Source organism: Alkalibacterium subtropicum (assembly GCF_900112455.1).
Taxonomy (GTDB): Bacteria; Bacillota; Bacilli; order Lactobacillales; family Carnobacteriaceae_A; genus Alkalibacterium; species Alkalibacterium subtropicum.
Genome location: NZ_FOLT01000009.1, coordinates 50,365 through 75,604 on the forward strand (window position 1 = coordinate 50,365; position 25,240 = coordinate 75,604).

Sequence of the window (25,240 nt, forward strand, 5' to 3'; positions counted from 1 at the left end):
CTTCAAAAACATTCTAGGAAAACTGGGCATCGTACAGCGCTTTATAGGCGCCGTCGCGTCCGATCAGGTCATCATGGCTCCCCTGTTCAACGATGCCTTTTTCAGCCACGACAACGATGCGGTCGGCATTTTTGATGGTCGCCAGTCGATGGGCAATGATCAGGGTCGTTCTGCCTTTGGACAGACTGTCTAAAGCTTCCTGGATCGCCTGCTCGGTCTCTGTATCCAAAGCCGAGGTGGCTTCATCTAAAATAAGGATCGGCGGGTTTTTCAGGAAAATTCGCGCGATAGACAGACGCTGTTTCTGGCCGCCGGATAATTTGACGCCCCGTTCTCCAATGATGGTGTCCAGTCCTCTCGGCAGCTGACTGACGACGTCTTCCAGATTGGCCATTTTCACGGCTTCAGCGATTTCAGCATCTGTTGCATCCAGTTTACCATATACGATGTTTTCTCTGATCGTTCCCGGGAAAAGGAAAACGTCCTGCTGGACCACACCGATCTGCTCGCGCAGGGACTGCAGTTTGATCTCTTTAATGGAATACCCGTCAATGGTTAACTGTCCGCTGTCGACATCATAAAAACGCGGCAGCAGATTACAGATCGTCGTCTTCCCTGCCCCGCTTGGACCGACAAAGGCAACCGTTTCGCCTGCTTTGATCGACAAATCGATGTCTTCCAAAACGACCTGGTTTTCTTCATAACTGAAGTGGACATCCTTGTATTCGATTTCCCCTTTTAACGCGGTCACATCATGGGCATAGTCGGTATCTTTCACCTCAGGGCTTCGTCCCATTTCTTCAAGCAGACGTCTGAAGCCGGCGATCCCTTTCGGGTAGCTTTCGATCATGTGATTCACTTTTTCGATCGGCCGGACGAATACATTGGCGAAGAGAATGAAGGCCACGAGATCCCCGTAGCTGATTTCGCCCTGTATCGTGAAGTAGGCGCCGAAAAACAGAGTGAACAGACTGATCAAACGGATGAAAAAGTAGTTGTAGGAATGGCTGATGGCCATCGTTTTGTAGAACAGATACTTTGATTTTTTGTAAGCCTGGTTCAGACGGTCGAAACGTCCCTGCTCGAATGCTTCATTGGAAAAAGCCTGAACGACACGGATCCCGCCGACAGAGGCTTCGATCCCTGCTGAGAAGTTTGCCAAATCATCATAGATCTGCGTGTTGACCTGCGTCATGCGCTTGTTGAAGAAACCCAGAGCCACCGCTATAAAGGGCACCAGGAAGAAAGTCATCAAGGCTAGCGGGACATGCACGTTCAGCATCAGACCAAAGGCCCCCAGTAACGTAAAGATCGTGATGAACACGTCTTCCGGCCCGTGATGCGCCACTTCGGCGATCTCGAACAAGTCGGAAGTGAGCCGGGTGATGAGTGTTCCCGTCTCCCGGTCATCGAAATACGAAAACGACTGCTTCTGCAGGTGATCGTATAAGTCCTGACGCATGTCTGTCTCAATATTCGTCCCCAGCTTGTGTCCGTAATAGGTGACGACATAATGCAGGGCCGTATTGAGCATATAGACGAGGAGGAGGCCTAAAGAGACCCAGATGATCAGAGGCCAGTCTCCACTCGGGAGTATTCGGTCAACGACCTGCTGGACCATGATGGGAAAAGCAAGCTCCAGTACGGCCACAACGGTCGCGGCGGAAAAGTCCAGGGTGAACAGTTTCCCATAGGGCCGGTAATAGGAAAAGAATTTTTTTAACATAAGATGGAACTCCTTCATTTTATTTCCATATAACCTTCCTGATAAACGAAAGAAGACAGTTCGCCTGCCTTCTTTGTCTGTTTATTTTATAACGAGTGTGCTGAACTGGGCAAAGGGTCGGGCCAGTTTATGGATCCGGTCCAGAAGAGCCAGGCGATTCGCTTTAACTGCCTCGTCATCGGCCATAACCATGTTTTCATCGAAGAAGGCATCGATCAGCGGATGAAGCTGGACGAACTGCTTCCAGGTCTCTTCGGCACTGATTTCTTTTTCATTCAGCATTTGTATAGCCGTCACGGCATCATAAAGCTCGCGTTCAGAGTCGGATTCGAATTTTTCAGCATCCACTGATACATTGGGATCCGCTTTTTCAGCCAGATTGGCGACACGGGTCAGCGACTCGACGACCGGCTTGAACTGCTCAGTCTGCTTCTCTGCTTTCAGGACTCTGGCCTGATCGATCAAGGCAACGAGGTTGTCATGAGACGCATTCAGAACGGCTTCTCTGACATCATAGTCTTTTTCCAGACCGGCATATTTTGACAGCCATAAATCCAGACGGTCCAGAATGAACTGGCTGACATTCTCTTTGTTCTGTTCATATAACGCTTTGGTTTCGATGTTTTGAACATGATGAATGATGGCGTCGATCCACTCGCTGATAGACAACGGGAGGTCGAAAGCTTCGACCATGCGCACGATCCCCATGGCTTGTCTTCTCAAGGCGAACGGGTCGTTGGAACCGGTCGGGATCAGTCCGATGGCGAAGAAAGACATCAGAGAATCCATTTTATCAGCAAGCGAAAGGATGGCCCCGACCTTGCTTTCAGGCAGGCCCCCTTCCATGCTGTCCGGCAGATACTGCTCAGCTAAAGCCTGGGCCACGGTATCTGACTCCTGACGTTCACGGGCAAAGATGCCGGCGATCTGACCCTGAAGTGAGGTGAATTCTGTAACGGTCTGCGTCACCAAATCGAATTTGCAGATGCGGGCAGCGCGTTTCACGTCCCCTTCCTGTTCCGGTTTCAAAGTAAAATACGGAACAAGGCTGTCTGCGATCCGTTCGATGCGCTCCTGTTTCTCATAAAGCGACCCGATTTTTTCATGGAAAGAAACCTGTTTCAGTTTTTCAACGAAATAGTCGATGGCATGCTTGTTGTCTTCTTCATAGAAGAACGCCGCATCAGCCAGTCGGGCACTCAGCACTTTTTCGTTCCCTTTGCGTACAAAGCCGAGCCCTTGGTCATTCCCGTTTCTCACAGCAATGAAATACGGCAGGAATGAGCCGCCTTCGCCTGCCTCGCGCACAGGGAAATAACGCTGATGGTCGGCCATGGCCGTTTCCAGTACGATCTCAGGCACCTTCAGATACGCTTCGTCGAAGGAACCGGAAAAGACCGTCGGGAACTCCACCAGATCCGTGACTTCATCGACTAAAGCCGCGTTAGCTGTCGGATCCTGCCAGCTGTTTGCCTGACACATCTCCTGGATTTGTGTGACGATCATCTTTCTGCGCGCGTCTCTGTCCACGATGACGGCTTCCTGATTCAGAGCTTCTTCGTAGTCTCTGGCATGGTCCAGAGTCACTGAATGGCCCAGGAAACGGTGGCCGCGGGTTTCTCTGCCTGAAGCCACATCAAACAGTTCCATGTCGACGACGGCTTCATCTAAAAGAGCCACCAGCCAGTGTACCGGACGGATGAATTTATAAGAATGATTGCCCCACTTCATCGATACCGGGAACGTCATGGACGGCAGACGGTCGGCCAGCGTTTCAAGAACAGCTTTTGCCGACTGGCCTTTGATTTCTTTTTCGATAAAGACGTACGCTTCACCTTTCACTTCCTTGAAGACGATATCTTCGACCGAAGCTTTCTGCCCTTTAGAAAAGCCGATAGCGGCTTTTGACCAGTTGCCTTCATCGTCCAGGGCAATGCGTTTGGCCGGACCTTTCACAGTTTCCGTGCGGTCGGCCTGCTTTTCTTCCAGTTCTTCCACCCTGACAGCCAGACGTCTTGGCGTGCTGTACACGTCGACTGTGCCATGTTTCAGGCCGTTTTCTTTCAAGTGCGTGCTGACCATTGATTTTAACTGACTGGCAGACGCTGAGACGACTTTGGCCGGCATCTCTTCCAGTCCGATTTCAAGTAAAAATGTGTGTGTCATTAGTTTTCCTCCTTAACGCCGTACTTTTCGATCCATTTAGCCGTTTCACTGTCTTTGATCAGCGGGAAGGAAAGTTTTGCGCGTTCTTCTAAAAAGGCTTTGGCGATCAGACGTGCCATATGACGGATGCGTTTCAGATAATCCGGACGGTCCGTCGCAGAAACAGCGCCTCTGGCATCTAGCATGTTGAAGGCATGGCTGCATTTCAATACATAGTCATAGGCCGGATGGACCAGGTTGTTTTCGATCTGCTTCAAGGCTTCCTTCTCATAGGCCTGGAATTGGCTGAATAAAAAGGCTGTGTCGCTCTGGTCGAAAGAATAAGCGGAATGCTCATACTCAGGGTGCTTGAAGATTTCGCCGTATTTGACACCCGGGGCCCATTCGATATCGTAGACACTGTTGACGTCCTGGATATAAGAAGCCAGACGTTCCAGTCCGTAGGTCAGTTCACTCGTCACTGAGTCCACTTCAAGACCGCCGACCTGCTGGAAGTAAGTGAACTGCGTGACTTCCATGCCGTCCAGCCAGACTTCCCAGCCCAGACCGGCACAGCCGAGTGACGGATTTTCCCAGTTGTCCTCAACAAAGCGGATATCGTGTTTCAGTGGATCGATACCAAGAGCTTTGAGACTTTCAATGTAGAGGTCCTGAATGTTTTTCGGTGAAGGCTTCATGACGACCTGAAACTGGTGGTGCTGATACAAACGGTTCGGGTTCTCGCCGTACCGTCCGTCAGCCGGTCGGCGGCTCGCTTCAACATAGGCGGCATTCCAGGGCTCAGGTCCGATGGCGCGTAAAAATGTATACGGGCTCATCGTTCCGGCCCCTTTTTCCGTGTCATAGGCCTGCATCAGCATGCAGCCCTGTTTTGCCCAGAATTGCTGCAGCGTTAAGATGATATCTTGAAAAGTTTTGACTTCTTCCATTTTTCTCTCTCCTTTTATAAAAAACAAAAAAAGACTCGTCTCTATACTGATACGCGTGTTCAGTATAGGGACGAGTCTTCTCGCGGTTCCACCCTACTTCTGACTTCTTTAATGAAAGCCAGCACTTTTAAATGGACACTCCGGATGCCTTTCAAAACAGTGATGTCTGTGGCTTCCACTCGCCCACAGTCGCTAAAATCATCCGCTGTTCCTACTCTTTCCTTCATCATGTCTTTTTGTCTATTGTCTAATCGATTTCTATAGTCTATCTTATCTTAATTAAATGATTTGTCAATCTTAAACTTTGACGCCCGTTGCACCGTCTTCTCAATCCGCTGCGTCGGCAGGAGGTTTCATCAGATTCTCCCATTCTTTCATACTGTCGATGAATTTGCGGCTTTTAAGCCGTATCCCGACCAGTTCATCATAAAGCTGATCGATCACCGCTCTGATTTCTTTTTTCGTTTCGTCTTTGACCGAGATCGAATTGATCTTGTCAAAAGAGATCACTGAAAACAGTCGGATAAAATGGATCGCTTTGGGACTGGCGTGGTAACGCCGTTCATCTTCGTGAAAATGTTTCGGGCACAGCAGGCCGTGGTGCAGGCTTGAATAATCAAAGGCCCCTTCTGTGAGTCCGCAGATCACGCAGCCGCGCAGTTCAGGCATGACCCCGAAGTACCTCAGAAAACGGACCTCGAAGATGTTCATGATCACTTCAGCATCCAGCCCTTCGTCAACGGCCTCAAGCCCCCTGTTGAGCTGTTCATACAAGCCGGGATCGACCTGCCTGTCTTCCAGAGCGGCATCTGCGAGCTGCAGGATATAGGTGGCATAAGCATTTTTAAAGATATCCTGCTGGATCGAAGCGAAAGGCGACACATGCTTGGAATCCCGCAGGAAACTCAAACCCGTGTCTCTGATATCGGCGATATAGGTCGCCTGAGTAAACGGCTGGATGGCCGGTCTCAGCTTGTTATTGGGATTCTTCGTGCCGCGGACAAAAAACATCCGTTTACCGTATTCGCGGGTAAAAAGCTTGAGGAGATAGTCCCGCTCCCGATGTTTTCTGACAGACAGCACGATGCCCTGTACTTCTTCTAACTGAGACACTCAGTCACCTTCTCACTTTCCAGTTGAACTTAATACTCGTCTTTATCGTAGCCGAAATCTTTCAGATTGGTCTGCTTGTCGCGCCAGTCGCTCTGAACTTTGACGAACAGCTCGAGATAGATCTTGTCTCCTAAGAGTTTCTCGATATCCCGGCGCGCATTGATCCCGATATCCTTGATCATTTTACCTGATTTACCGATTATGATCCCTTTTTGCGACTTGCGCTCCACGTTGATGACGGCCCGGACTTCCACTTTGTCATCGGCATTGCGCTGCATGCTCTCGATCACGACAGCAATGGAATGCGGCACTTCTTCACGGGTACGCTCCAGCACTTTTTCACGGATCAGCTCAGAGACGATAAAATACTCGGGGTGATCCGTCACCTGATCTTCCGGATAGAACTGCGGACCTTCAGGCAGATAAGTACGGATCGTATCCACTAAATGACTGACATTGTTGCCTTCCATCGCCGAGATCGGCACGATCTCTGCAAATTCCATCTGCTTATTGTAATCGTCGATGATCGGCAGGAGTTCATCCGGATGGACCTGATCGATTTTATTCAGGACCAGAAAGACCGGACTTTCCACATATTTCAGTTTTTCAATAATGTAGTTGTCGCCTGCCCCCCGTTTTTCGGCCACATTGACCAGGAACAGCACGACATCCACTTCGTTGAAGGTGCTCAGAGCCGTTTCGACCATGAAGTCCCCCAGACGGTGTTTCGGCTTGTGGATCCCGGGGGTATCGATAAAGACGATCTGTTCTTTATCGGTGGTGTGAATCCCCTGGATCTTGTTGCGGGTGGTCTGGGCCTTGTCGCTCATGATGGCGATCTTCTGGCCGACCAGTCGGTTGAGCAGCGTTGATTTTCCTACGTTCGGGCGGCCGACGATGGAGACGAATCCTGATTTATAGGCTGTTTCCTGTTTGCTCAAACCATATCCTCCGCCTGGAACGCACCCGGCAGCAAGTCGGCTACGGTGGTTTCTTTGACTTTTCCGTCTTCGTTTGTCAGCAAGACTTTCATATCCGGTTCAAAGAACTCGACCATGACCTGACGGCAGGCACCGCAGGGTGAAATCGGTTCGTCCGTCCCGCCTGTGATGACGAAATAATCAAAATCTTTTTCGCCTTCTGAAACGGCTTTAAAAATCGCGGTGCGCTCGGCACAGTTAGACAGGCTGTATGATGCGTTTTCAATATTGCAGCCCGTGTAGGTCTTCCCGTCTTTAGTTAAAAGGGCAGCCCCTACCGGGAAATGTGAATAAGGGACATACGCTCTTTTCAGCATCCCGTCAGCTTGTTGTACCAAATCTTTTTTCTTTTGTTCATCCATTTATATCGCCTCTTTATCTTAGTATTTGTAGTAGCTTAGGTAACAAAATAATCACGCCGATCACAGCGGCAAAGCTGGCTGTGACCAAAACGACTGCCGCTGCCATGTCTTTGACTTTTTTGGCTATCGGATGATAGTCTTCCGTAACCAGATCGACCAGGTTCTCAACGACTGTATTGATCAGTTCCATAACGAACACGAGGTAGCTGACAAGGATCAGCCAGAGCCATTCGTCGCGTGACAAATCGAGAAACAAAGACAAGGTCACGACAAAAATACCGGTCAGTACATGCGTACGCATATTGCGCTCTTCCTGAAAGGCCGTTTTTACCCCCTGGAAAGCATAGCGGAACGAGTCGCTGTATTTTCTGTTTTTGCTTGGAAGGTCGTGCTTATCTTTTGAGTCCATACTCTCTTAAAATCTCCTCTTGTAGTGAAAACATTTCCTTCTCGTCCGCTTCGGTCATATGGTCGTATCCGTTCAGATGGAGGAAACCATGAACAAGCAGGAAGCCCAGCTCGCGATCTACGGAATGGCCGTATGCTTCAGCCTGCTCGACCGCTTTGTCGTAGGAAAGAAAAATGTCTCCCAAGTCTCTTGGTATGTCACCTTCTTCCATATCGATTGTCATGAAAATGTCTTCGTCGTCTTCCAGGGCGAAACTGATGACATCCGTCACGGCATCTTTGTCCCGATATTCCCTGTTGATTTCTCTGATCTTCTGATTATCGACCACCGTGATCGAAATCCCGGCGTTGTCCGGGATAGACAGTTTAGCTGCTGCAAACTGCAGCAGGTCTTCCATCCAGGTCGTTTTCTGTTCGGTTATCTTTTGTGTTTCATCGTATATCACTATATCCATTTAATCTTCCACGTCCGTTTCATTCACATACGCATGGATCACTTTTGCCACGAGAGGATGCCTCACAACATCTTCCGCTTCAAAGTGAACATGTGCGATACCCTTGACATTGCTTAACACACGTTCCGCATGGATCAGTCCGCTGCTTACTCGTCTGGGCAGGTCGATCTGGGTGATGTCGCCATTGATGACCATTTTAGAGCCGAATCCCAGACGCGTTAAAAACATCTTCATCTGCTGACTGGTGGTGTTCTGCGCTTCATCGAGAATGATAAAGGCATCATCGAGTGTCCGTCCGCGCATATAAGCTAAAGGTGCGATCTCGATGGTTTCTCTTTCGATCAGACGGTTGGTATGCTCGGTACCAAAAATCGTGTACAAGGCATCGTATAAAGGACGCAGATACGGATCCACTTTTTCCTTGAGATCGCCTGGAAGAAAACCGAGATTCTCACCCGCTTCGACAGCAGGCCGCGTCAGGATGATACGCTTGACGTCACCTCTGCGCATCGCTGCCACCGCCATCGCCACCGCCACGAAGGTTTTCCCTGTTCCGGCAGGTCCGATACCGAAAACGATATCGTGATGCTTGATCGCCTCGATATAATTGCGCTGACCGACGTTGCGTGCCCGCAGTATTTTACCGTCTTTGTCGCGCGTGATCTCTTCTTCATACATACGGACGAATTTTGATAATTTATCCTGTTTGGCCATTCGGATGGCCGAAACGATATCCGCCTTTTTTATCGTGATGCCTTTCTCTTCCAGGACTAAAAGCTGCTGGAAAAGCGATTCGATCAGGTCGATGGTGTTACCATTACCTTCGACTTCAAGATTGGTCCCGCGGCTGTTGATGACCACACCCATTTCTTCTTCGATCAAGTTTAAATAACTGTTTTGAGGACCAAACAGCGCAAACACACGCTGCGAATCTTCTAATTGAATCTGTCGCTTCTCATTTGATTCAGTCAAGCAGTTAACATCTCCTTTTTAAATAAGCCTGACCTCTGGATCAGCACCTATGCATTAGTCGTTTAAGTATATAAATAATAGCATAAATAGGATGAAATCTCTATAAAGTTGCAGAAAATCACTGTTTTCTAATCAACCACTTTCACAGTGCATAAAAAGAACGCTGTTTAGATAGTTCTAAACAGCGTTCTTCCAAGATCAAAGGCTTACTTATTCAGTTCTTCTTTAACGATAGAGCTTACTAAAGATCCATCTGCTTTTCCTTTAACTTTCGGCATCAGCGCACCCATCACTTTACCCATGTCCTGCATGGATGATGCCTGCGTCTGCGCGATCGTTTCCTGAACAATCGTACGGACTTCATCTTCACTTAATTGCGCCGGAAGATAATTATTCACAACGGACAGCTCTTTTTCAAGTTTCAAAACCAGGTCATCGCGACCGGCGGCCTTGAATTCATTCAAAGATTCCAGACGCTGCTTCTTTTCACGAGCAAGGATCGTTAATTCTTCTTCCTCGGAGAGTTCTTCGCCTTTATTGATCTGTTCAGTCTGAAGTGCAGATTTCAACATACGAACAGTCGATAGTGTTTCTTTATCTTTCTGTTTCATAGCCGTTTTCATATCCTGATTCAGTTGATCAAGTTTACTCATCTCGTCCACCTTCTATCCTATCGAAACATCAGATAAAAAATTATTTGCGTTTACGTGCTTCGATCGATTTCTTTTTACGCTTAACACTTGGTTTTTCGTAGTACTCGCGTTTACGGGCTTCTTTCATTGTGCCGGATTTAGAAACGGAACGTTTAAAACGACGAAGAGCATCTTCAAGGTTTTCACCTTTTTTGAGTTCTGTTTTAGTCAACGTTCTTCCCCTCCCCTCGTACATTCAGGGCGTTCCTCTTGCTGGTAAAAAGTAAAATAGTCACAATTGGTCTTCCCTATCACTAGATGATGTAATCGTAATTTATACATAAAGTAAAGTATAATACAATTCACTGTTTATTATATACAATAAAAGAGAGAGCGTCAACCTCATCATCAAATAAATCATGACAAAATTATTGACACGCTCTCACCTTATTTAGTTAACTGAACCTGACGGCACTCGCTGCACTTACCGAAAAGCTCAAAGCGGTGCGAGTCCACTTCATAGCCCGGCAGCTGACCTTGAAACAGTTCCAGCGGGCAGTCAAGTTCTTTCGTCTTGCCGCAGACGGTGCAGATAAAATGATGATGATGCCCATGAACGTCACATGTGGCCCGGAATAGTTTTTCCCCGTTCAGTTCAGTTTCCTCCACGACCTTCAATTCGACAAAGGTATGCAGATTTCGGTATATCGTATCTGGGCTGATACCCGGAAACATTTTTTTCAGCTTATCCTGGACTTCTTTTGCAGACATATATTTATTGGAGTTATAGAGTAGTTCGAGAATTCGCTGTCGTTTCCCTGTCGTCTTGTACCCATTACGCTTAAGCGTTCTGACAGCTTGTTCAAAAGCAGACACAGTATCGCTTCCTTTAATATGATTTGTTATTCTTAAACTAGTATATCGCAAACCTTGAAAAATTCAAGTTTCAAATGTGTTCTAATTGTGAACGACTTCCTATATACTATAAGTATCATTCAATTTCAGAAAGGAGCTTTCATTATGTCTCACCCTACATCCTTAACGATCATGGTCCTGTCCGATTCAGTCGGCGGTACAGCCAGCAATGTCGTGCATGCGGCACTGGCCCAGTTCCCGGATGTCGACTATGAATTAAAGAACTTCCCTTTTATCCGGGAGGAAGATCAGCTGACGGTCGTCCTTGAAAAGGCCAAACGCTTCAATGCGGTCGTTCTTCATACCTTCGTCGATCCGATCCTGGTCGAAACGATCGAAACCTTCTGCAACGGAAACGAGATCACATGCATCGATGTGCTCAATCCGCTGATCAGAGAAGTCACCTCCCGGACGAATACGATGCCCCAGCACAAACCGGGTGCCAAGCATAAGCTGGATGATAAGTACTTCAACCGCATCAGCGCGCTTGAATTTGCTGTCCAATACGATGACGGCAAGGATCCTAAAGGGTTTCTCGAAGCTGACATCGTTATTTTAGGCATTTCCCGCACATCCAAGACACCCTTGAGCATTTATATGGCTAATCAGGGTTATAAAGTCGCTAACCTGCCGCTCATGCCCGAATCAAAACTGCCGGATGAGATCTGGCAAGTAGACTCGAATCGGATGGTCGGCTTGACGAACGAAGAAGAAATGCTTTCCAACATCCGTCGTGAACGGATGCTTTCTTACGGTATGGATCCTGAAACACCTTATTCCAGTAAGGAACGTATCCGCAAGGAAATCCAGTATGCTGAAGAACTTTATAGAAAGCTGAACTGTCAGATCATCAACGTCTCCAGCAAGTCGATCGAAGAAACGTCTGCCATTATTATTGACTCTTTAAAAAATCGTTAAAGCGTCTGTCCCTTATATCATAAACGTGCTCCAGGTCCGCCTCCTCTTCTGATTTGAAGAGAGAGAACCTGGAGCACGTTTTCGTTTGTGTGATGTTATGAGACTGGAACACGTCTTGAGTTGCCCCTGAAAGGGAGCGAAGCGAAAATACGTCAGGAGACATCTACAGCATCTGTTGTCTTCATGCCGAGCATTTTTTTACTCAGGATCGCATCGACCGCTTCCCTGTCTGTATCTGGTCTCTTTTTCAACAGCTCCATTACGATCCTGGCACCGTGATCCATCCCATGCGCCCCTGTGATCAGCAGAAGATCGCCTGGCTTGACCTGTTTGAGACTGGCTTCGAGCGCATCATACAGCTCGTCATAAAAATCTACTGCTATGCCTCTCGCCTCCATGACTTCCATGAATGCCGCTGTTTCTTCATCTTTTACAGTATCCAGTTCCCCGACATGGGAGCGACTGGCAGTCAAGGTCACGCTGTCGATATCCAAAGAGGGGAACCAGTCGGCCATTTTCGCTGCATTTTCCCGATTGACTTCGGCTCCCCTGCTCCCGCGGACCGCATGCACAAAATGGATCGTCTTGACATTCAAGTTTTTCAATGTGTTCATACTGGCGTCAATATTATCTTCATTCAGGAGCAGGTCATCGATGACCATAAATTCCTTATCATAAAGGATCTGAAAACGTCTTTCAACACCTCCAAAGCCCTCTATCCCTGACTTGACGACACTTAAAGGGATATCATTGACCAATCCTGTGATGATGGCCGTCAGCGCATTATAGACAGAATAAAGACCCGGCACCGCTAAGTCGATCCGGAATGGCTCCAACCATATCTGTCTGCCGGTCAAGCTTTGCACAGCACGTTTCTGAGTGACGGTAAACGAAGGGATTCCGTTCTCCATATCAAGATCAGAGACATGGAAGTGTCCCGAGGCGTTCTCGATGCCGAAAGCAATCACCTGTGCTTCCGTTTCTTCTGTCAGCTTTTCTATGAGTGGCTCATCAATATTCAGCAAGGCAACGCTCGTTTTCGGCGCCTGACGAATAAATGAGGCTTTAGCCTTATAATAAGCATCGAACGACCCGTGCAGTTCGATATGATCGCGATGGATATTGGTAAAGGCGGCCACATCGAAAGCTACATTGTCTGTACGTTTCAAGGCTAAAGCAGATGAAGAGACCTCCATCGATACATGCGAGACGCCTTTGTCATGCATTTTTTTCAAGTAGCGCTGCAGATCCAGCGATTCCGGCGTCGTCAGTACGGCCGGCACCATGACGTCGCTAAACTTGACCATGATCGTCCCGATGAGTCCGGTAGCCAGATCATTTGCTCGAAAAACGGCATCTGTCATGTATGTAATCGTGGTTTTCCCGTTTGTCCCGGTCACACCGAATAAACGCATCTCACGCGACGGCCGGCCATAGAAACAGTCCGACGCTAATGCCAGTGCTCTTCGTCCGTCAGCGACCAGGAACTGCGGGATCCTTATATTGGGGAGGAACCGTTCAACGATTAGAGCGGCCGCTCCATTTTCGACTGCCAGTTCAGCGTAGTTGTGCCCATCCGTTTTAAAGCCGCGGATACACACGAACAGTGTGCCCGACTGGACCTCGCTGGAATGATAGGCCAGTTTGGTGATATCTAAATCGTTTTGCCTGTTCCTCTCAGAAACAGGATCGATCGCTTGAAGCAGTACAGATAATTTCATTATATAAATCCTCCGTATAGGGTTGATTGCTGTTGGTTTTAAGAATGAAAGAAGTAATCGAAAAAATAAAGAGTGAGAGTGCGGCGTCTCGCGACGTCGTTCAAAATATCTGGAATCAAAAAGTAACGTGCCGACCGCTACCCCAAAGCCGGTATATGCGGCGATGAAGGCATCGGATAAGTGTCCGTCAGCGAATCGTCACGGTAAAAGTCTTTTTAAGTATATTACAAACCATTAATCGATGTAAATCATTTAGCTTATTAGTGAATACTGGCAAGTTCCTTTTAAAAGTGTCTCAAACTATCAGTTATGACCAGCCAGTCACCTTTGATCGGCGTCTCATTTTTTCACGCACCGCTGAGTTAGATGTTTTGGAAGTGAAAGTGTTCACTCAGACTCTTCTCTGATCGTGAGTCCGACAATCAGGGGACGAAAGTGCTCATTCAGACATGCGATTGTTACCGACTGCGACATTTCGGAGGTGAAGGTGTCCGTTCAGACTCTTCTCTGATCGTGAGTGCGACATTTCGGAAGTGAAAGTGCTCACTCAGACATGCGATTGTTACCGACTGCGACATTTTGGAGGTGAAAGTGTCCATTCAGCCTCTTCTATGATCATGAGTGCGACATTTTGGAGGTGAAAGTGTCCATTCAGCCTCTTCTCTGATCATGAGTGCGACATCGAGGCCACATAAGTGTTCACTCAGGGGAAAATCATTTAGACAGTAAGCACTTCCGTCCACAATACTGTTCACTTAGCTCCTTTCTCTACGATGAGCCGGCGCACTGAACGTATATCAGAAGCATTCTACAGGGCAATGCTGTTGAAAAAGGCGCGCCTTTTTCTTCCCTCTTCAAAGCTTTCCCTTCTAAAATGCCGTGCGTACAGAGTCACTAAAACGACTGCATACGCACGGCTTTAATTAATCTTCTTTTCTAAGGTCTTTCACAGGGGCATCTCTTAAAAAGAAGGTCAGGATAAAGGCGATAAAGGCTAAGATCGCAACAAGAGCAAAACCGCCTTTGATCCCCTCGATCGTCACATCCGGTTCCCCTCCGGCTTCAAGGGTGGAAGAATGTACGAGAGAAGAGATGATGGACATTGAAGCAAATACCAAAGTGATGGCGAAACTGGATCCGATCTGTCTGACGGTCTGCCGGGCCGGGGTCGCGTGACTCATCTCTTCGTCCGGCAAGGCGTTCATACCAGCTGTCGTGATCGGAATGTTGAAAATGCCGAATCCTAAGGACAGCAGCAGATAGATCGCGGCCACGTACCACATTGAGGTGTCTGATGTGACGAAGATCATCAGGACCGTACCGAAAAACATGATCCCGCCCCCCACAGGCCCTATGATTTTGATGCCGTACGTATCAAACAGCTTGCCCGTGACTGGAGCGATAAAAGAACGCAGCAGACCTCCCGGCAGCAGGATCACGCCGGATAATGTGGCGGAACGCCCCAGGACACTCTGGATATACATAGGCATGACATTTGTTAAGCCGGTGAGCACCATAAGTCCCAGCATCGCGATGATGACCGCCAGCCTGAACGTCTTATTCTTAAAGAGCGAGACATTCAGCATAGGGTCATCACTGTTCAAGTTCCTCCTTATAAAGAGCGTGACAAAGATCAGGCCAATTAAAATGCCTCCCCAGGCCGTTAAAGAACGGAACCCTTCTGAGCCCATGACCGATAAGCCAAAGAGCAGCAGGCCGAAACCGATAAGTGAATGTCTGATAGACACCCAGTCCAGCGTCGGATCGCTCATCGGCAGCACGTCCGTCAATGTCAGCAGCGCCAGGGGAATGACCAGAAGCGAGCCGATGAAAGCAAAGAGGAAAATGTATTCCCAGGACAGGTTATCAACGATATACCCGCCAAGGGCCGGTCCGAGGGTACCACCGGAGCCCAGCACGATCCCCATCAAACCCAGAGCACTCCCCCGTTTCTCTATCGGAGACACCGTCAAAATGATGGTCTGCATCAGTGGAATGATCATGCCGGCAGCAACACCCTGCAGCAGTGTGCCGAATAACACCACGTAAAAATCGATCCCCGATGCCGCAACAAGGGAGCCAGTTCCAAATATCAGCATCATCAGGATAAATAAATTGCGTGACCGGAATTTATTCATGGCGAAAGCCGTAATGGGAACCATGATCCCTTTCACTAAAGTATAGCCCGAAATCGTCCACTGACCGATGGAGGGGGCCACGTCCAAATCAATGATCATTCGGGGGAGCGCCGTTTTAATGGCGTTCTGATTCATGATAACGACCAGCGACCCCATGAAGAGAGCCGTATAGACCCATGAGATGGGGACTTCATTTCTGTCCCTGCGGTCAAGTTGACTAGTGAGAACCTTGATCCCTGTTCTCGCTAGTTTCGTTCGTTTAATGTTCACGTGTCTACTCCTTTAAATGATTTTAGTGAGGGTCGGATAGTCAGGATACTATGTAAAGAACCTCTAATAAAAAAAGGAAATCTAAACGATTCCCTTTTCTGTCATATAAAATTATGTTAAAAACGGTCGGATTAATCAAGCTATATGTCCGAATCCGTCTATTTTTTTTTGCGTTTGATCTTGCCGTCCCAGCCGGAGTACCCTTCCTTAAGGACATAGAGATCAGTGTAGCCTTTCTTCTGCAGCATCATGGCTGCACGATAACTTAATGTTTTCTTGTCATCGTATAAGTATATTGGCTGATCATTACGCAATTCACCGGCACGCTGCTTCAGCTGTGAATACGGGATGTTTCGGGCCCCGAGGATATGACCAGCATTGAAGTCGTCTTTTTCTCTGACATCGACGATTTGAGCGCGGCGCATATCTTCTTTGAATGTTTCATTATCCAAAGGCGTGGCGGCTTTTTTTCTTTGAAAGTATTGGTAGATCTCCCATCCGGCGTACGCAATGATCAATACCCATAAAATAATTGTAACGATTGTCCAGTTCTCCAAAAGCAAACTTCCTCTCTAAATCTATTCATCTATCAGTTTACAGTACTCTACTGCAATTTTCTAGTCTAAATTCAGTTTAAAATCTCTATGAGTTCGATCAGCTCAGGGTCAGACAGATCGATGATATTCTCCAGGCGCCAGCCATATAAGAGATACTCTTCCGACGGGCTCAGGGCAATGGGCGCATCTTCCGGCAGATCCATGACCTCGATGACGGTTTCGTCTTCAAAATGCAGATGGGCAAGATGATAGTCCCCCAGTTCTTCCTCCAGTGAAAACGAGTGATCAGGGATCACCCCGTATATTTTACCGTTACGCACCGACTGCGTCATCTGCGGCTTGACCGGAAGCTCATTCATCGTGACTTTTGGAAGGCGGATGACCTTATCGCCTACTAAAAACGGGTATTCATGAAAGAGCAGGACTTCGCTGTCCGATATATCGGATTCTACGATCCCCACGAAGGTATCCTGATAAAGGAAAAAGTCAGAAATATCCTTGTTGATGATCATATCTTCCTTGTCTTCCCGGATGTCACCGATATACAAGGCGGGCGTGTGGAGTTCGTCGATGTACAGGTAGACGTTCTCAGAATACCACCTTGGAGATAAGGATGGAATATCCCTGACTGAGAACGTGTTCTCGTCAATGGTCCAGATATACACCAGGATCGTTTCAGTTTCCAGAGAATGCTCATAGTTGTAATGGGAAATGAATACCGTATTGTCATTCGTCGGATTCCAGTCGAAGTTGACATAACTGGCGTAACCAAATGTCGTCGACTGGATCAGTGCGCCATCCACCGACAATACTTTCAGAGCGGACTGGTCGTACTTGATTTCCTGCAGCATGATCTTGTCTCGGGACTGATTGATCATCACTGAAAGGATCGAAGCATCGTCACTGTAGATCTGATTCGTTTCTCCGGAGAATATATTGAACGTCGTGAGATTATGCTCGCCCTCTTCGGACAGATGAACGAGCAGTGTTTCGTCATCCAGCCAGCCTACGATCTTCTGGAAAGAACGATAATCGATATCGAGCTTAGCCAAAGCTGTCTGCTCTTCTTCTGGCGGCTGATTTTCACCCGTGTCGTCTGGGTCTAGTGCTGTACAGGAAAACAAAAAAAGGCAACAACAGATCAAAATCAGAATCACTTGAATATAGTGAGATCCTTTTTTAATCAACGTCATCACCTCTTTTATCGTTATCTTTTTATATAATCATTTTAACATATAAAAGGTCTGGGCCGTTATTTATTTGACTGATGAATAGACTCTGTCAGCACAAGGGAACTGGCGCCGATCACACCGGCATCATTGCCCAACTCGGCGATCCTTATTTTTGTACTTTCACGAATAGTCGGGAAAGCATAAACGGCCAGCTGTTTTCTGATCCGTTCAGCCAGAAATTCTCCGGCCTTAGAGACGCCGCCGCCAATAACGATCGTAGACGGATTAAGTAAGTTGGCGATATTCCCGCATGCCAGTCCCAGATAATCACTGATTTCATCTGTCACGGCCAGGCCGTAAGCATCGCCGTCTTTGGCAGCATCCACGATGATTTTGGCATTCATTTTATCTCCGGCTAATATCGCTTGTTTCAGCGGTGTATCCTGTTCAAAGGCAACCGCACCGTCTTTGGCGACCCGTACGATCCCTGTGGCACTGGCGACGGTTTCCAGACAACCTTGTTTGCCGCACGTGCATTTATAGCCGTGCTTATCGACCGTCATATGTCCGACCTCACCCGCTGCACCGATCGCGCCGTGAACAAGTTCGCCGTTGGTGATGACGCCGCCGCCCACGCCAGTCCCTAAAGTAATAAAGACAACGTCCGGTTCATTGTTTCCGGCACCGATCCACTTTTCTCCCAATGCAGCCACGTTGGCATCGTTGTCGATGGACAGCGGGATGCCAGTTTCCCCAGTGATCATTTCTTCAACCGGCTGCTCGGTTTTCCAGTTCAGGTTGTAGGCACCAATAACTGTTCCCTTGGTTTTGTTGACTGTGCCCGGTGACCCCATGCCGATTCCGAGGAAGTCCGTTGCAGACAGCTCATTCTTCTTCATGTAACCTTTGATGGAACGGATGATCGATGGGACGATATGTGACCCTTCATCACTGATATCCGTAGGGATACTCCATTTCTCCAGGATTTCGCCTTCTCGTGTAATGATCGCGAACTTGATGGTCGTGCCACCCAAGTCCACGCCGATGATATTCTTTTTTTGCATGCTTTTTCCTCCATTATCCATTAATTAGTTTTAAGAAAATAAGTTCAATACAGGAATAAACCGGCTGTATCCGATGATGATCAGAAGGGCCACTACCCCGATCAGCGCCAGTCCATAAGTCAGCTGCTGTTTTTTAGTCGTCCGCCAGGCTCTCGGGGTGGACAGTGCAAACGCGGCCAGATAACCGCCTGCTAGCCCTCCGATGTGTCCGGCCATATCGATCCCCGGACTGAACAGCCCGAAAACAAGATTCAAGACGATCAGCAGTGTAAAGTTCTTCGCCATGGCTTTTATCTGGGGATGCCCCGGGAAAAGCTTGACTAAGACAAGGGTCGATCCGAATAAGCCGAAAATAGCTGTACTTGCTCCGGCAGAAACGCTTGGATTAAATGCAAAACTTGTCGCGTTCCCCACGATACCACTTATAAAATACAGCGCAAAGAAGCGCCAGTGTCCGAAGACGGATTCCAGCTGAATCCCCAGAAAATAAATGATCAGCGCATTAAAGAGGATATGGGTCAGACCGATATGCAGAAACATCGGGGTGATCAGACGATACCATTCACCCAAGACGATCAGCTGATTGACTTTTGCGCCCAGCTGAACCAGCACCCACTGGTTGGTGCTTCCGCCTAATATTTCCTGAAGCAGGAACATAAAACCTGTGACAGCGAGGATCGTGTAAGCAACAAACGGCCCTTTTTTCCATCTTTCTATTTTCAGTTTTGTTTTATAATTCACATTCTAGTCTCCCTTACGGCATTCTTCAATAAGTATAGCACAATGAGTGACTATGGCCCAATCTCTAAATACCTTTTCATAAAAAAATATCCAAGTCCCTCACCAAAAAGTCACCGTTTAAAAGGCTGGCTTTCAGGTGAGAAAAACTTAGATATGGTTGACATCTTATTCCATGTTCCCGTCAAGGTCTTCTTTGAATTCTTTTGCCGCTTTTACATTGGCTTTCACTCTGCTTCTGTCTTCTGCAGTGTCAGTCGGAGTGTCTTCGCGATTATGGGAAGGAACTTTTTCGATCGAAAGGATATAGGTCGCGTTGATATACATCTCAGCTCCATTCTCCAGTGTGAAAAGGTGGATATGATTCTTAGGTTTCCCGTCAGAATGTGTGACCCTTTGATAAACGTCTTCTGGAGCGTGGCTGACGATATAGGTCGCGCCACTTGTTAAGGTTATTTTAGTCAGTTCCATCATGTCTCTCTCCTTTATTTATCTTATACCTTTATTTTAAAGGAAAGAGATGAGATTACAAATCATAGCCCTGCCAGCTTGTCTTATCGAATGATTGCCTGCACCAGTTCGTCCGTGTTCATATCCGATGTGACGACATAGTTGCCCGGACGGACTTTTTTCGCCAGATCATTTTCTTCAAGGTAGTCATTAAAGGCATAACGATCGTCTATGATCCCCAGATATTGAAGCTGATCAGCAACTACACTGCTTGGCTCGCCCTCTTTAACTGTTACCGTGAACTGTCTGGCTTTTTCTGAGTCTTCGTCACTGCTTGTAGTGACTGACTCTGTATTCCCCTGTTCGCCTTCTTCAATTACCTCGACATCCGACAGCGTCAGCGAATTGGCATAGCCTTCAGTCAAACGGTCATGTTCATCTTTGATCCGGCTGTTTTCAGCTTCAAGTTCTTCTACCTTGTTTTCAAGTTCTGCTATTTGATCTACTAAAACCTCTGATGACTGTGTTTGCGACGTTGTCAGTACGCCTGGAGACCATACTTCCAGTCCCATGACCACCATACTGGACACAAGCAATCCCAAAGACAGGATCCGACTCGTCTTTTTTGACATGATACTTTTCCACCTTTATATGTATTTTATGCGCGAATGCCTTCTTCGATATAGGCATCGATGATTTCCTGAACGGAGGCGGAAGCTACGTTCAACTGTTGTGAGATCGCCTCTGTCGGGTAGCCTTTCGTGAACATGGTGATGATATTGTCACTGTTCAATTGTGTCACCCGCTGAGGAAGATCATATTCCAGACTTTCTATACCAAGTTCCGCTTCAAGTGCTTTGACACGTTTGTTGAGATCATACATCGATCGCGTGACAGTCAGCGAAAATTCTTCCAGTTCTTTATAAGCCAGTTCTTTCTCCTGCTTCTGTGTAAATGAATAAACAAACACAAACACTGACAACACGAAGAGTATACCGGCAGCCATCCATAATTCCATACTTTCTCCACCTTCTTCTTATAAATAAAGTCGACTTTAAAATAATAGCATATTTTCACAGAAACAAAAAGACAAGTTTGAAAGACTTTTATAGACAGCGCCAGAAAAATCATTCTGTATAAAAAATATTTACATGTAATAAAAAAAAGATTGGCATTTTCCTTCAAAACATGGTATTCTAGTCAAGGCGTAAGGCTAGACACCCTAACATGTTTGATAGCCTTCAAAACAGGAATAATAGGAGGGACAATCATGCGAGTAAACGTAACCTTAGAATGTACAGAATGTAAAGAACGTAACTACCTAACATCTAAAAACAAACGTAACAATACTGAGCGTTTGGAAATGAAAAAGTATTGCCCACGCGAACGCAAAGTAACTTTGCACCGCGAAACAAAATAATTGGTTTAAAAAACTGATTCAGGGAAGGTAAAAGTTGATTCTTTTACCTTCCTTTTTGTATGTATAAAAGGCAGGCTGCGGAAAATCCGCAGCCTGCCTTTTGATTTACAGTCTATTCTTCTGTATTTTCTTCCTCATCTTCTTCGGTGGCTTCTTCGGTCGCCAGATCTTCCGCTTCTCCTGCCAGATCTTCTACAGTTTCCAGCGGTTCTTTTGAGGAATCTGATTCAAATTCGCCAACCTGGAAATAGGCATCCAATACCCGGCGTGCCGCTTTGGTATTTTCGCGGTTGGTTCGTCCCGATATCGGTAAATTGGGAACCACAACAGCGACGGCTATTTCCGGATCATCATAAGGTGCATAACCCACATACGTAAGGTTGATAACACTGTCCGTGATTTCCTTCAAGTCATCATCCCAGTAAAAAGCCTCCGCTGTTCCGGTCTTGCCGGCAGATGTGTAAGGCGCACCTGAGAAATAACTCCGCGCAGTCCCGCGGTCTCCATTAACGACTTCATAAAATCCTTGTTGTACGCGATCCATAGCTTGTTCAGAAACGTCGACAGTATTGAGTATCTTGGTCGGTATCTCTGTTTTCAATGCGCCAATACTGCCGGTTTCTGTATTGGTGTCTCTAATTTCAGAAACCAGTCTCGGGGCGATCCGAGTCCCGCCATTGGCGATCGTCGATGTGTACTGCAGGAGCTGCAGCGGTGTATAGGTGTCAAACTGTCCAAAGGAGAAGAACAGACCTCCAGGAACACTGGCAGCCCCTTCTAACCCCGTTGATTCAGATGGCAGATCGATGCCCGTTGCGACGCCCAGGCCGAACTGATTAAAGTAGCGACGCTGTTTATCCAGCAGCTCCTGTGCGCCAATATTTAAAGACATACCTTTTGTATAGTCCCATTCTCCACCCATCCGCATGGCTAAGCGTGCCATATAAACGTTGGAAGACACTTCCAGAGCTGTGATGTCATCGACTGCTTCGGCACCGTATCGGTTGAACACAGATGAAATAGATTTAGAATCTTTAAGATCAAGCCGCTGGTCGACGATCACATCATTGCTCGTATCTAAAACACCATCCATATAAGCAGAAAGGATCGTCGCGCCTTTGACGGCTGATCCCATGTTAAAGTTATGATTAAAGACGCCAAACGTGATATCTTTGACTTCACCTTCGTCAAATTCCTTACCCGTCATCGCAAGCACATCACCATTATTCGGATCCATTGCGGCGATATATATACTGTTGTTCAGACCCTGACGCTCTGCCAGAGAGTCGATGGCGATCTGTTCGACTGTTCGCTGAAAATCGATATCCATGGTCAGGATCAGATTATCACCCTTTTGACCGGAATACTGTTCGATGCGGTTGATGATGTCCCCACTGCCGTTTGTTTCTGTTTCGATGCGTGATTTTGTCCCGCTTAAAACAGTCTCATATTCTGATTCAAGGTAACTCTTACCCACACGGTCATTTCTTGAATACCCTTGGGCAAGATAAGATTTCAGCCTTGATTCAGGTACCCCCTGATCTTCTGACGTTACGCCGCCAAGGATCGAACTTAGCATATCCCCCTCAGGATAATGCCTTACCCAGTCCGTCCCGGTGTCGATTCCTGGGAATTTATCCAGATTTTCGCTGACACGGGCAATCTCTTTTTCAGTGACGTCCTGATTTTTAATATTGACGGTACTTAACGAATAAGCTGAATTCATTTTCTTGAATATCGCGGCGGCGTCAAGCTCTCTGTCTCCAAATGAAGATATTTCGGACTGCTCCACTTTATCAAGCATCACACTGTAGGACTCAGAGCCCGACAAACGCTTTTCTTCATCGCTTAAACGGTCTCTGACTTCTTCCTGATTGCGCGCTATGAAGAAATCTTTGAGATCCCGTTCACTCAAGTCGAATCCACGGTCCACTTCAAGAGATGTGGCATGGGGCATGACTATATATTCAGCCAGGTCATAGGCGACCTCTGCCATCTGTCTCGCCGGTACACCTTTTCCGCGCGTGTACGTGATCGCATGTCTGGCTTCATTACCTACAAGTTTATTTAAATTGGCATCAAATATTTCTCCGCGCGGCACACTGCCGGTGATGGTCGTTCGTTCAGTTCTTTCCACTTCTGCCTTATAAGCCTCAGCCTGCACGATCTGCAGATAGGCCAGACGTAAAATCAGCGTTGAGAATAGTAAAAAGACAATAAAGAATAGTAAATTTAATCGAAAAGGAATATGTGATTTCTTCTTCTCGTTTTTCTTTTGTTTTGGTACCTTCACTTTATTTCCCCCTCTTGCTATGTATGCGACTGAGTCATCAAGTCCCCCAATTTAGTGGAAAACTTTTTCATACTCGTTCTAGTTTACCAAAACGGTGGAAGAAATGCCATAATACTAAAGGGATTAAACCGTTGACACTGTGAACTTTTTATGACTAGTCGATGAAGATGTGACAGGTGTTATCGTTCGCTTAAATTATTGGCCAGGAAGGCGACCGGAAGACGATTACTCACCTTATGTGGAGAACACTTCTCATTCATTTCACCTTAGCTTGAGTTAGTTCGACAGGTAGGATCACATGGCGCTTATCTAAGAGCTGAATGAAACAAACTTCGGTAAGTAAGAGAAAATGACTGCTTTCTAACTGTCGAAGTTCAATGATGTTCGGTCGATAGCCTTCTATAACAGCAACCTACTTGCCGAAGAAGCGTCAATTCGGTAGGTAGGTTGCCTTAATTGATGTTAAAGTGTCGAAGGCATGCCTGCTTCGGTAGTTAGGTGGTCGATGCCGGCAGCTACTTACCGAAAGATGTAAACTTCGACAGGTAGATCATTTAATGCTGATCTAACTGACCGAACCAACTGAAAAATAAAACCAGACTTGCTCTGAATGCTTTGAATAAGGTCTATACGCGCCTTTAAGCGCGTATACTCCGCTTTGGAAGCCTTGAAATGTCGAAACTGGCCAGCCAGTTTCTTCGCCTCAACGTAAAAAAGGCCGGAAACTGAATTCCGGCCTTTCCTCATCGTTCTATTCTATTATTTAGCGTTGCTGTAACGTTTTGAGACTTCATCCCAGTTTACAACGTTCCAGAATGCTTTGACGTATTCAGGACGCTTGTTCTGATAGTTCAGATAATAAGCATGTTCCCAGACATCAAGACCTAAGATAGGTGTTTTACCTTCTGAGTAAGGTGAATCCTGGTTCAACGTGTTCATTACTTCCAGTTTCCCATCAGAAACCACCAACCAGGCCCAGCCTGAACCGAAACGGCCAGTTGCTGCAGCATTGAATTTTTCTTTGAATGACTCAAAGTCGCCGAAGGTTTCTTTGATCGCGTCTGCTAATTCGCCAGTTGGTTCTCCGCCACCGTTTGGTGAAAGGATCTCCCAGAATAATGAGTGGTTAGCATGTCCGCCGCCGTTATTTCTAACTGCTGTTTTAATGTCTTCAGGTACAGAGTCCAGTTTTTTCATTAAGTCTTCGATACTTAATTCAGCGAGTTCTGGATTGTTCTCCAGCGCTTTATTTGTTTTAGTCACATAACCTGCGTGATGCTTGTCATGGTGCAGATGCATGGTTTCCTCATCGATCGTTGGTTCCAGTGCATCATAGGCATAGGGTAAATCCGGTAAAGTGTATGGCATAGTAAACATTCCTCCTATTGCTATTTATCGTACAGTATTAGTGTAACATTTCAGACATAATTATCAAATAAAACGACTTATGGTATAGGAAAGCGGCCATCAAAATGTTCAGGACCCCTTACGTCCCTACTTCTAAGTTAGTGTAAAATAGTTCTCGGTTAGTGATATCATTTCGTTTTCTAGACAAAAAGAAACGAGACCTTTAATCTAGTAGTTACCACACCAGTAGAAAAGAGGCCTCGTTATGAATCATATAATATCACAAATAGTTGAACTCTGGAAGAACGAAGAATCAGTTATTGATATAGAAAACAATTTAAACCTTTGGTTTCAAGGTTGGAATGAATGGTTAATGCAACATGCCATAGAGAGAATAGATAAAGAACTTTACCAGCAGTATAAACATAAAGGCTGGCATGTAGACAATATTGAACCTCGAACTGTTCAATTTATATTTGGTAAGATCACTTACT

The 25,240-nt window shown here is 46.8% G+C and carries 25 protein-coding genes and 1 pseudogene; 3 read left to right on the top strand and 23 right to left on the bottom strand.

What is annotated here, in order from left to right:
* Positions 1 to 13: 13 nt before the first annotated feature.
* The 12 genes from BM049_RS08900 to BM049_RS08955 all read right to left on the bottom strand — a co-directional run bounded on the left by BM049_RS08900 (position 14) and on the right by BM049_RS08955 (position 10,619).
* A complete protein-coding gene (locus BM049_RS08900) occupies positions 14 to 1,726 on the bottom strand; it encodes an ABC transporter ATP-binding protein (RefSeq protein ID WP_091530716.1) in 1,713 nt (570 codons plus the stop codon).
* A gap of 81 nt (positions 1,727 to 1,807) precedes the next feature.
* Positions 1,808 to 3,892, bottom strand: coding sequence for a glycine--tRNA ligase subunit beta (gene glyS, locus BM049_RS08905; protein ID WP_091530718.1), 2,085 nt, complete (start codon positions 3,890 to 3,892; stop codon positions 1,808 to 1,810).
* Complete coding sequence (gene glyQ, locus BM049_RS08910; RefSeq protein WP_091530721.1) at positions 3,892 to 4,821, bottom strand: glycine--tRNA ligase subunit alpha; 930 nt, start codon at positions 4,819 to 4,821, stop codon at positions 3,892 to 3,894. Before glyQ ends, glyS begins: the two co-directional genes overlap by 1 nt.
* A 327-nt stretch (positions 4,822 to 5,148) precedes the next feature.
* Positions 5,149 to 5,934 (bottom strand): DNA repair protein RecO, encoded by a 786-nt coding sequence (gene recO, locus BM049_RS08915; protein WP_091530723.1) that lies wholly within the window; start codon positions 5,932 to 5,934, stop codon positions 5,149 to 5,151.
* Positions 5,935 to 5,963: 29 nt separating this feature from the next.
* Positions 5,964 to 6,875 carry a GTPase Era gene (era, locus tag BM049_RS08920; RefSeq protein ID WP_091530726.1) on the bottom strand — a complete coding sequence of 304 codons (912 nt, stop codon included), beginning with the start codon at positions 6,873 to 6,875 and terminating at the stop codon, positions 5,964 to 5,966.
* On the bottom strand, positions 6,872 to 7,276 hold the full coding sequence (locus BM049_RS08925) for a cytidine deaminase (RefSeq protein ID WP_091530728.1): 405 nt from the start codon (positions 7,274 to 7,276) through the stop codon (positions 6,872 to 6,874). Before BM049_RS08925 ends, era begins: the two co-directional genes overlap by 4 nt.
* A 13-nt stretch (positions 7,277 to 7,289) precedes the next feature.
* Positions 7,290 to 7,685: a diacylglycerol kinase family protein gene (locus BM049_RS08930; protein ID WP_091530731.1), complete on the bottom strand. Its 396-nt coding sequence runs from the start codon at positions 7,683 to 7,685 to the stop codon at positions 7,290 to 7,292.
* A complete protein-coding gene (ybeY, locus tag BM049_RS08935) occupies positions 7,669 to 8,139 on the bottom strand; it encodes an rRNA maturation RNase YbeY (RefSeq protein ID WP_091530734.1) in 471 nt (156 codons plus the stop codon). Before ybeY ends, BM049_RS08930 begins: the two co-directional genes overlap by 17 nt.
* Positions 8,140 to 9,111, bottom strand: a complete 972-nt coding sequence (locus tag BM049_RS08940; RefSeq protein ID WP_091530736.1) for a PhoH family protein — start codon at positions 9,109 to 9,111, stop codon at positions 8,140 to 8,142.
* A gap of 206 nt (positions 9,112 to 9,317) precedes the next feature.
* On the bottom strand, positions 9,318 to 9,764 hold the full coding sequence (locus tag BM049_RS08945; protein WP_091530739.1) for a GatB/YqeY domain-containing protein: 447 nt from the start codon (positions 9,762 to 9,764) through the stop codon (positions 9,318 to 9,320).
* A 40-nt stretch (positions 9,765 to 9,804) separates the two neighbouring features.
* Entirely contained in the window at positions 9,805 to 9,975 is a 171-nt protein-coding gene (rpsU, locus tag BM049_RS08950) for a 30S ribosomal protein S21 (RefSeq protein ID WP_091530740.1), read from the bottom strand.
* Positions 9,976 to 10,190: 215 nt separating this feature from the next.
* On the bottom strand, positions 10,191 to 10,619 hold the full coding sequence (locus BM049_RS08955) for a Fur family transcriptional regulator (RefSeq protein ID WP_091530742.1): 429 nt from the start codon (positions 10,617 to 10,619) through the stop codon (positions 10,191 to 10,193).
* Between the two features lie 144 nt (positions 10,620 to 10,763).
* On the opposite strand from BM049_RS08955, the gene BM049_RS08960 reads away from it, so the two are divergent.
* Positions 10,764 to 11,576 (top strand): pyruvate, water dikinase regulatory protein, encoded by an 813-nt coding sequence (locus BM049_RS08960; protein WP_091530745.1) that lies wholly within the window; start codon positions 10,764 to 10,766, stop codon positions 11,574 to 11,576.
* Between the two features lie 152 nt (positions 11,577 to 11,728).
* Here BM049_RS08960 and BM049_RS08965 read toward each other — a convergent pair whose 3' ends face one another.
* From BM049_RS08965 to BM049_RS09005, 9 genes are all read right to left on the bottom strand, one after another.
* Entirely contained in the window at positions 11,729 to 13,297 is a 1,569-nt protein-coding gene (locus tag BM049_RS08965) for a Mur ligase family protein (protein WP_091530747.1), read from the bottom strand.
* Between the two features lie 923 nt (positions 13,298 to 14,220).
* A complete protein-coding gene (locus tag BM049_RS08970; RefSeq protein WP_091530749.1) occupies positions 14,221 to 15,705 on the bottom strand; it encodes a DHA2 family efflux MFS transporter permease subunit in 1,485 nt (494 codons plus the stop codon).
* A 158-nt stretch (positions 15,706 to 15,863) separates the two neighbouring features.
* The gene (locus tag BM049_RS08975; protein ID WP_091530752.1) at positions 15,864 to 16,262 is read right to left on the bottom strand and encodes a rhodanese-like domain-containing protein; all 399 of its coding nucleotides are present in this window, start codon (positions 16,260 to 16,262) and stop codon (positions 15,864 to 15,866) included.
* Positions 16,263 to 16,333: 71 nt separating this feature from the next.
* Positions 16,334 to 17,449 carry a YqgU-like beta propeller domain-containing protein gene (locus BM049_RS08980; RefSeq protein ID WP_091530754.1) on the bottom strand — a complete coding sequence of 372 codons (1,116 nt, stop codon included), beginning with the start codon at positions 17,447 to 17,449 and terminating at the stop codon, positions 16,334 to 16,336.
* A 65-nt stretch (positions 17,450 to 17,514) separates the two neighbouring features.
* Positions 17,515 to 18,498: an ROK family glucokinase gene (locus BM049_RS08985; RefSeq protein WP_091530756.1), complete on the bottom strand. Its 984-nt coding sequence runs from the start codon at positions 18,496 to 18,498 to the stop codon at positions 17,515 to 17,517.
* Positions 18,499 to 18,528: 30 nt separating this feature from the next.
* Positions 18,529 to 19,239, bottom strand: coding sequence for a rhomboid family intramembrane serine protease (locus BM049_RS08990; RefSeq protein ID WP_245751910.1), 711 nt, complete (start codon positions 19,237 to 19,239; stop codon positions 18,529 to 18,531).
* Positions 19,240 to 19,404: 165 nt separating this feature from the next.
* Positions 19,405 to 19,710 carry a hypothetical protein gene (locus BM049_RS08995; RefSeq protein WP_143079475.1) on the bottom strand — a complete coding sequence of 102 codons (306 nt, stop codon included), beginning with the start codon at positions 19,708 to 19,710 and terminating at the stop codon, positions 19,405 to 19,407.
* Between the two features lie 80 nt (positions 19,711 to 19,790).
* Positions 19,791 to 20,318, bottom strand: a complete 528-nt coding sequence (locus tag BM049_RS09000) for a coiled-coil domain-containing protein (protein WP_091530762.1) — start codon at positions 20,316 to 20,318, stop codon at positions 19,791 to 19,793.
* A gap of 26 nt (positions 20,319 to 20,344) precedes the next feature.
* On the bottom strand, positions 20,345 to 20,704 hold the full coding sequence (locus BM049_RS09005; RefSeq protein ID WP_091530763.1) for a helix-turn-helix domain-containing protein: 360 nt from the start codon (positions 20,702 to 20,704) through the stop codon (positions 20,345 to 20,347).
* Between the two features lie 252 nt (positions 20,705 to 20,956).
* On the opposite strand from BM049_RS09005, the gene rpmG reads away from it, so the two are divergent.
* Complete coding sequence (gene rpmG / locus BM049_RS09010; RefSeq protein ID WP_091530766.1) at positions 20,957 to 21,106, top strand: 50S ribosomal protein L33; 150 nt, start codon at positions 20,957 to 20,959, stop codon at positions 21,104 to 21,106.
* A 112-nt stretch (positions 21,107 to 21,218) separates the two neighbouring features.
* Here rpmG and BM049_RS09015 read toward each other — a convergent pair whose 3' ends face one another.
* Complete coding sequence (locus BM049_RS09015) at positions 21,219 to 23,399, bottom strand: peptidoglycan D,D-transpeptidase FtsI family protein (RefSeq protein WP_091530768.1); 2,181 nt, start codon at positions 23,397 to 23,399, stop codon at positions 21,219 to 21,221.
* Positions 23,400 to 24,158: 759 nt separating this feature from the next.
* A complete protein-coding gene (locus tag BM049_RS09020) occupies positions 24,159 to 24,767 on the bottom strand; it encodes a superoxide dismutase (RefSeq protein ID WP_091530771.1) in 609 nt (202 codons plus the stop codon).
* A 244-nt stretch (positions 24,768 to 25,011) separates the two neighbouring features.
* On the opposite strand from BM049_RS09020, the pseudogene BM049_RS09025 reads away from it, so the two are divergent.
* A pseudogene (locus tag BM049_RS09025) lies at positions 25,012 to 25,240 on the top strand (UPF0236 family protein); the annotation flags it as partial.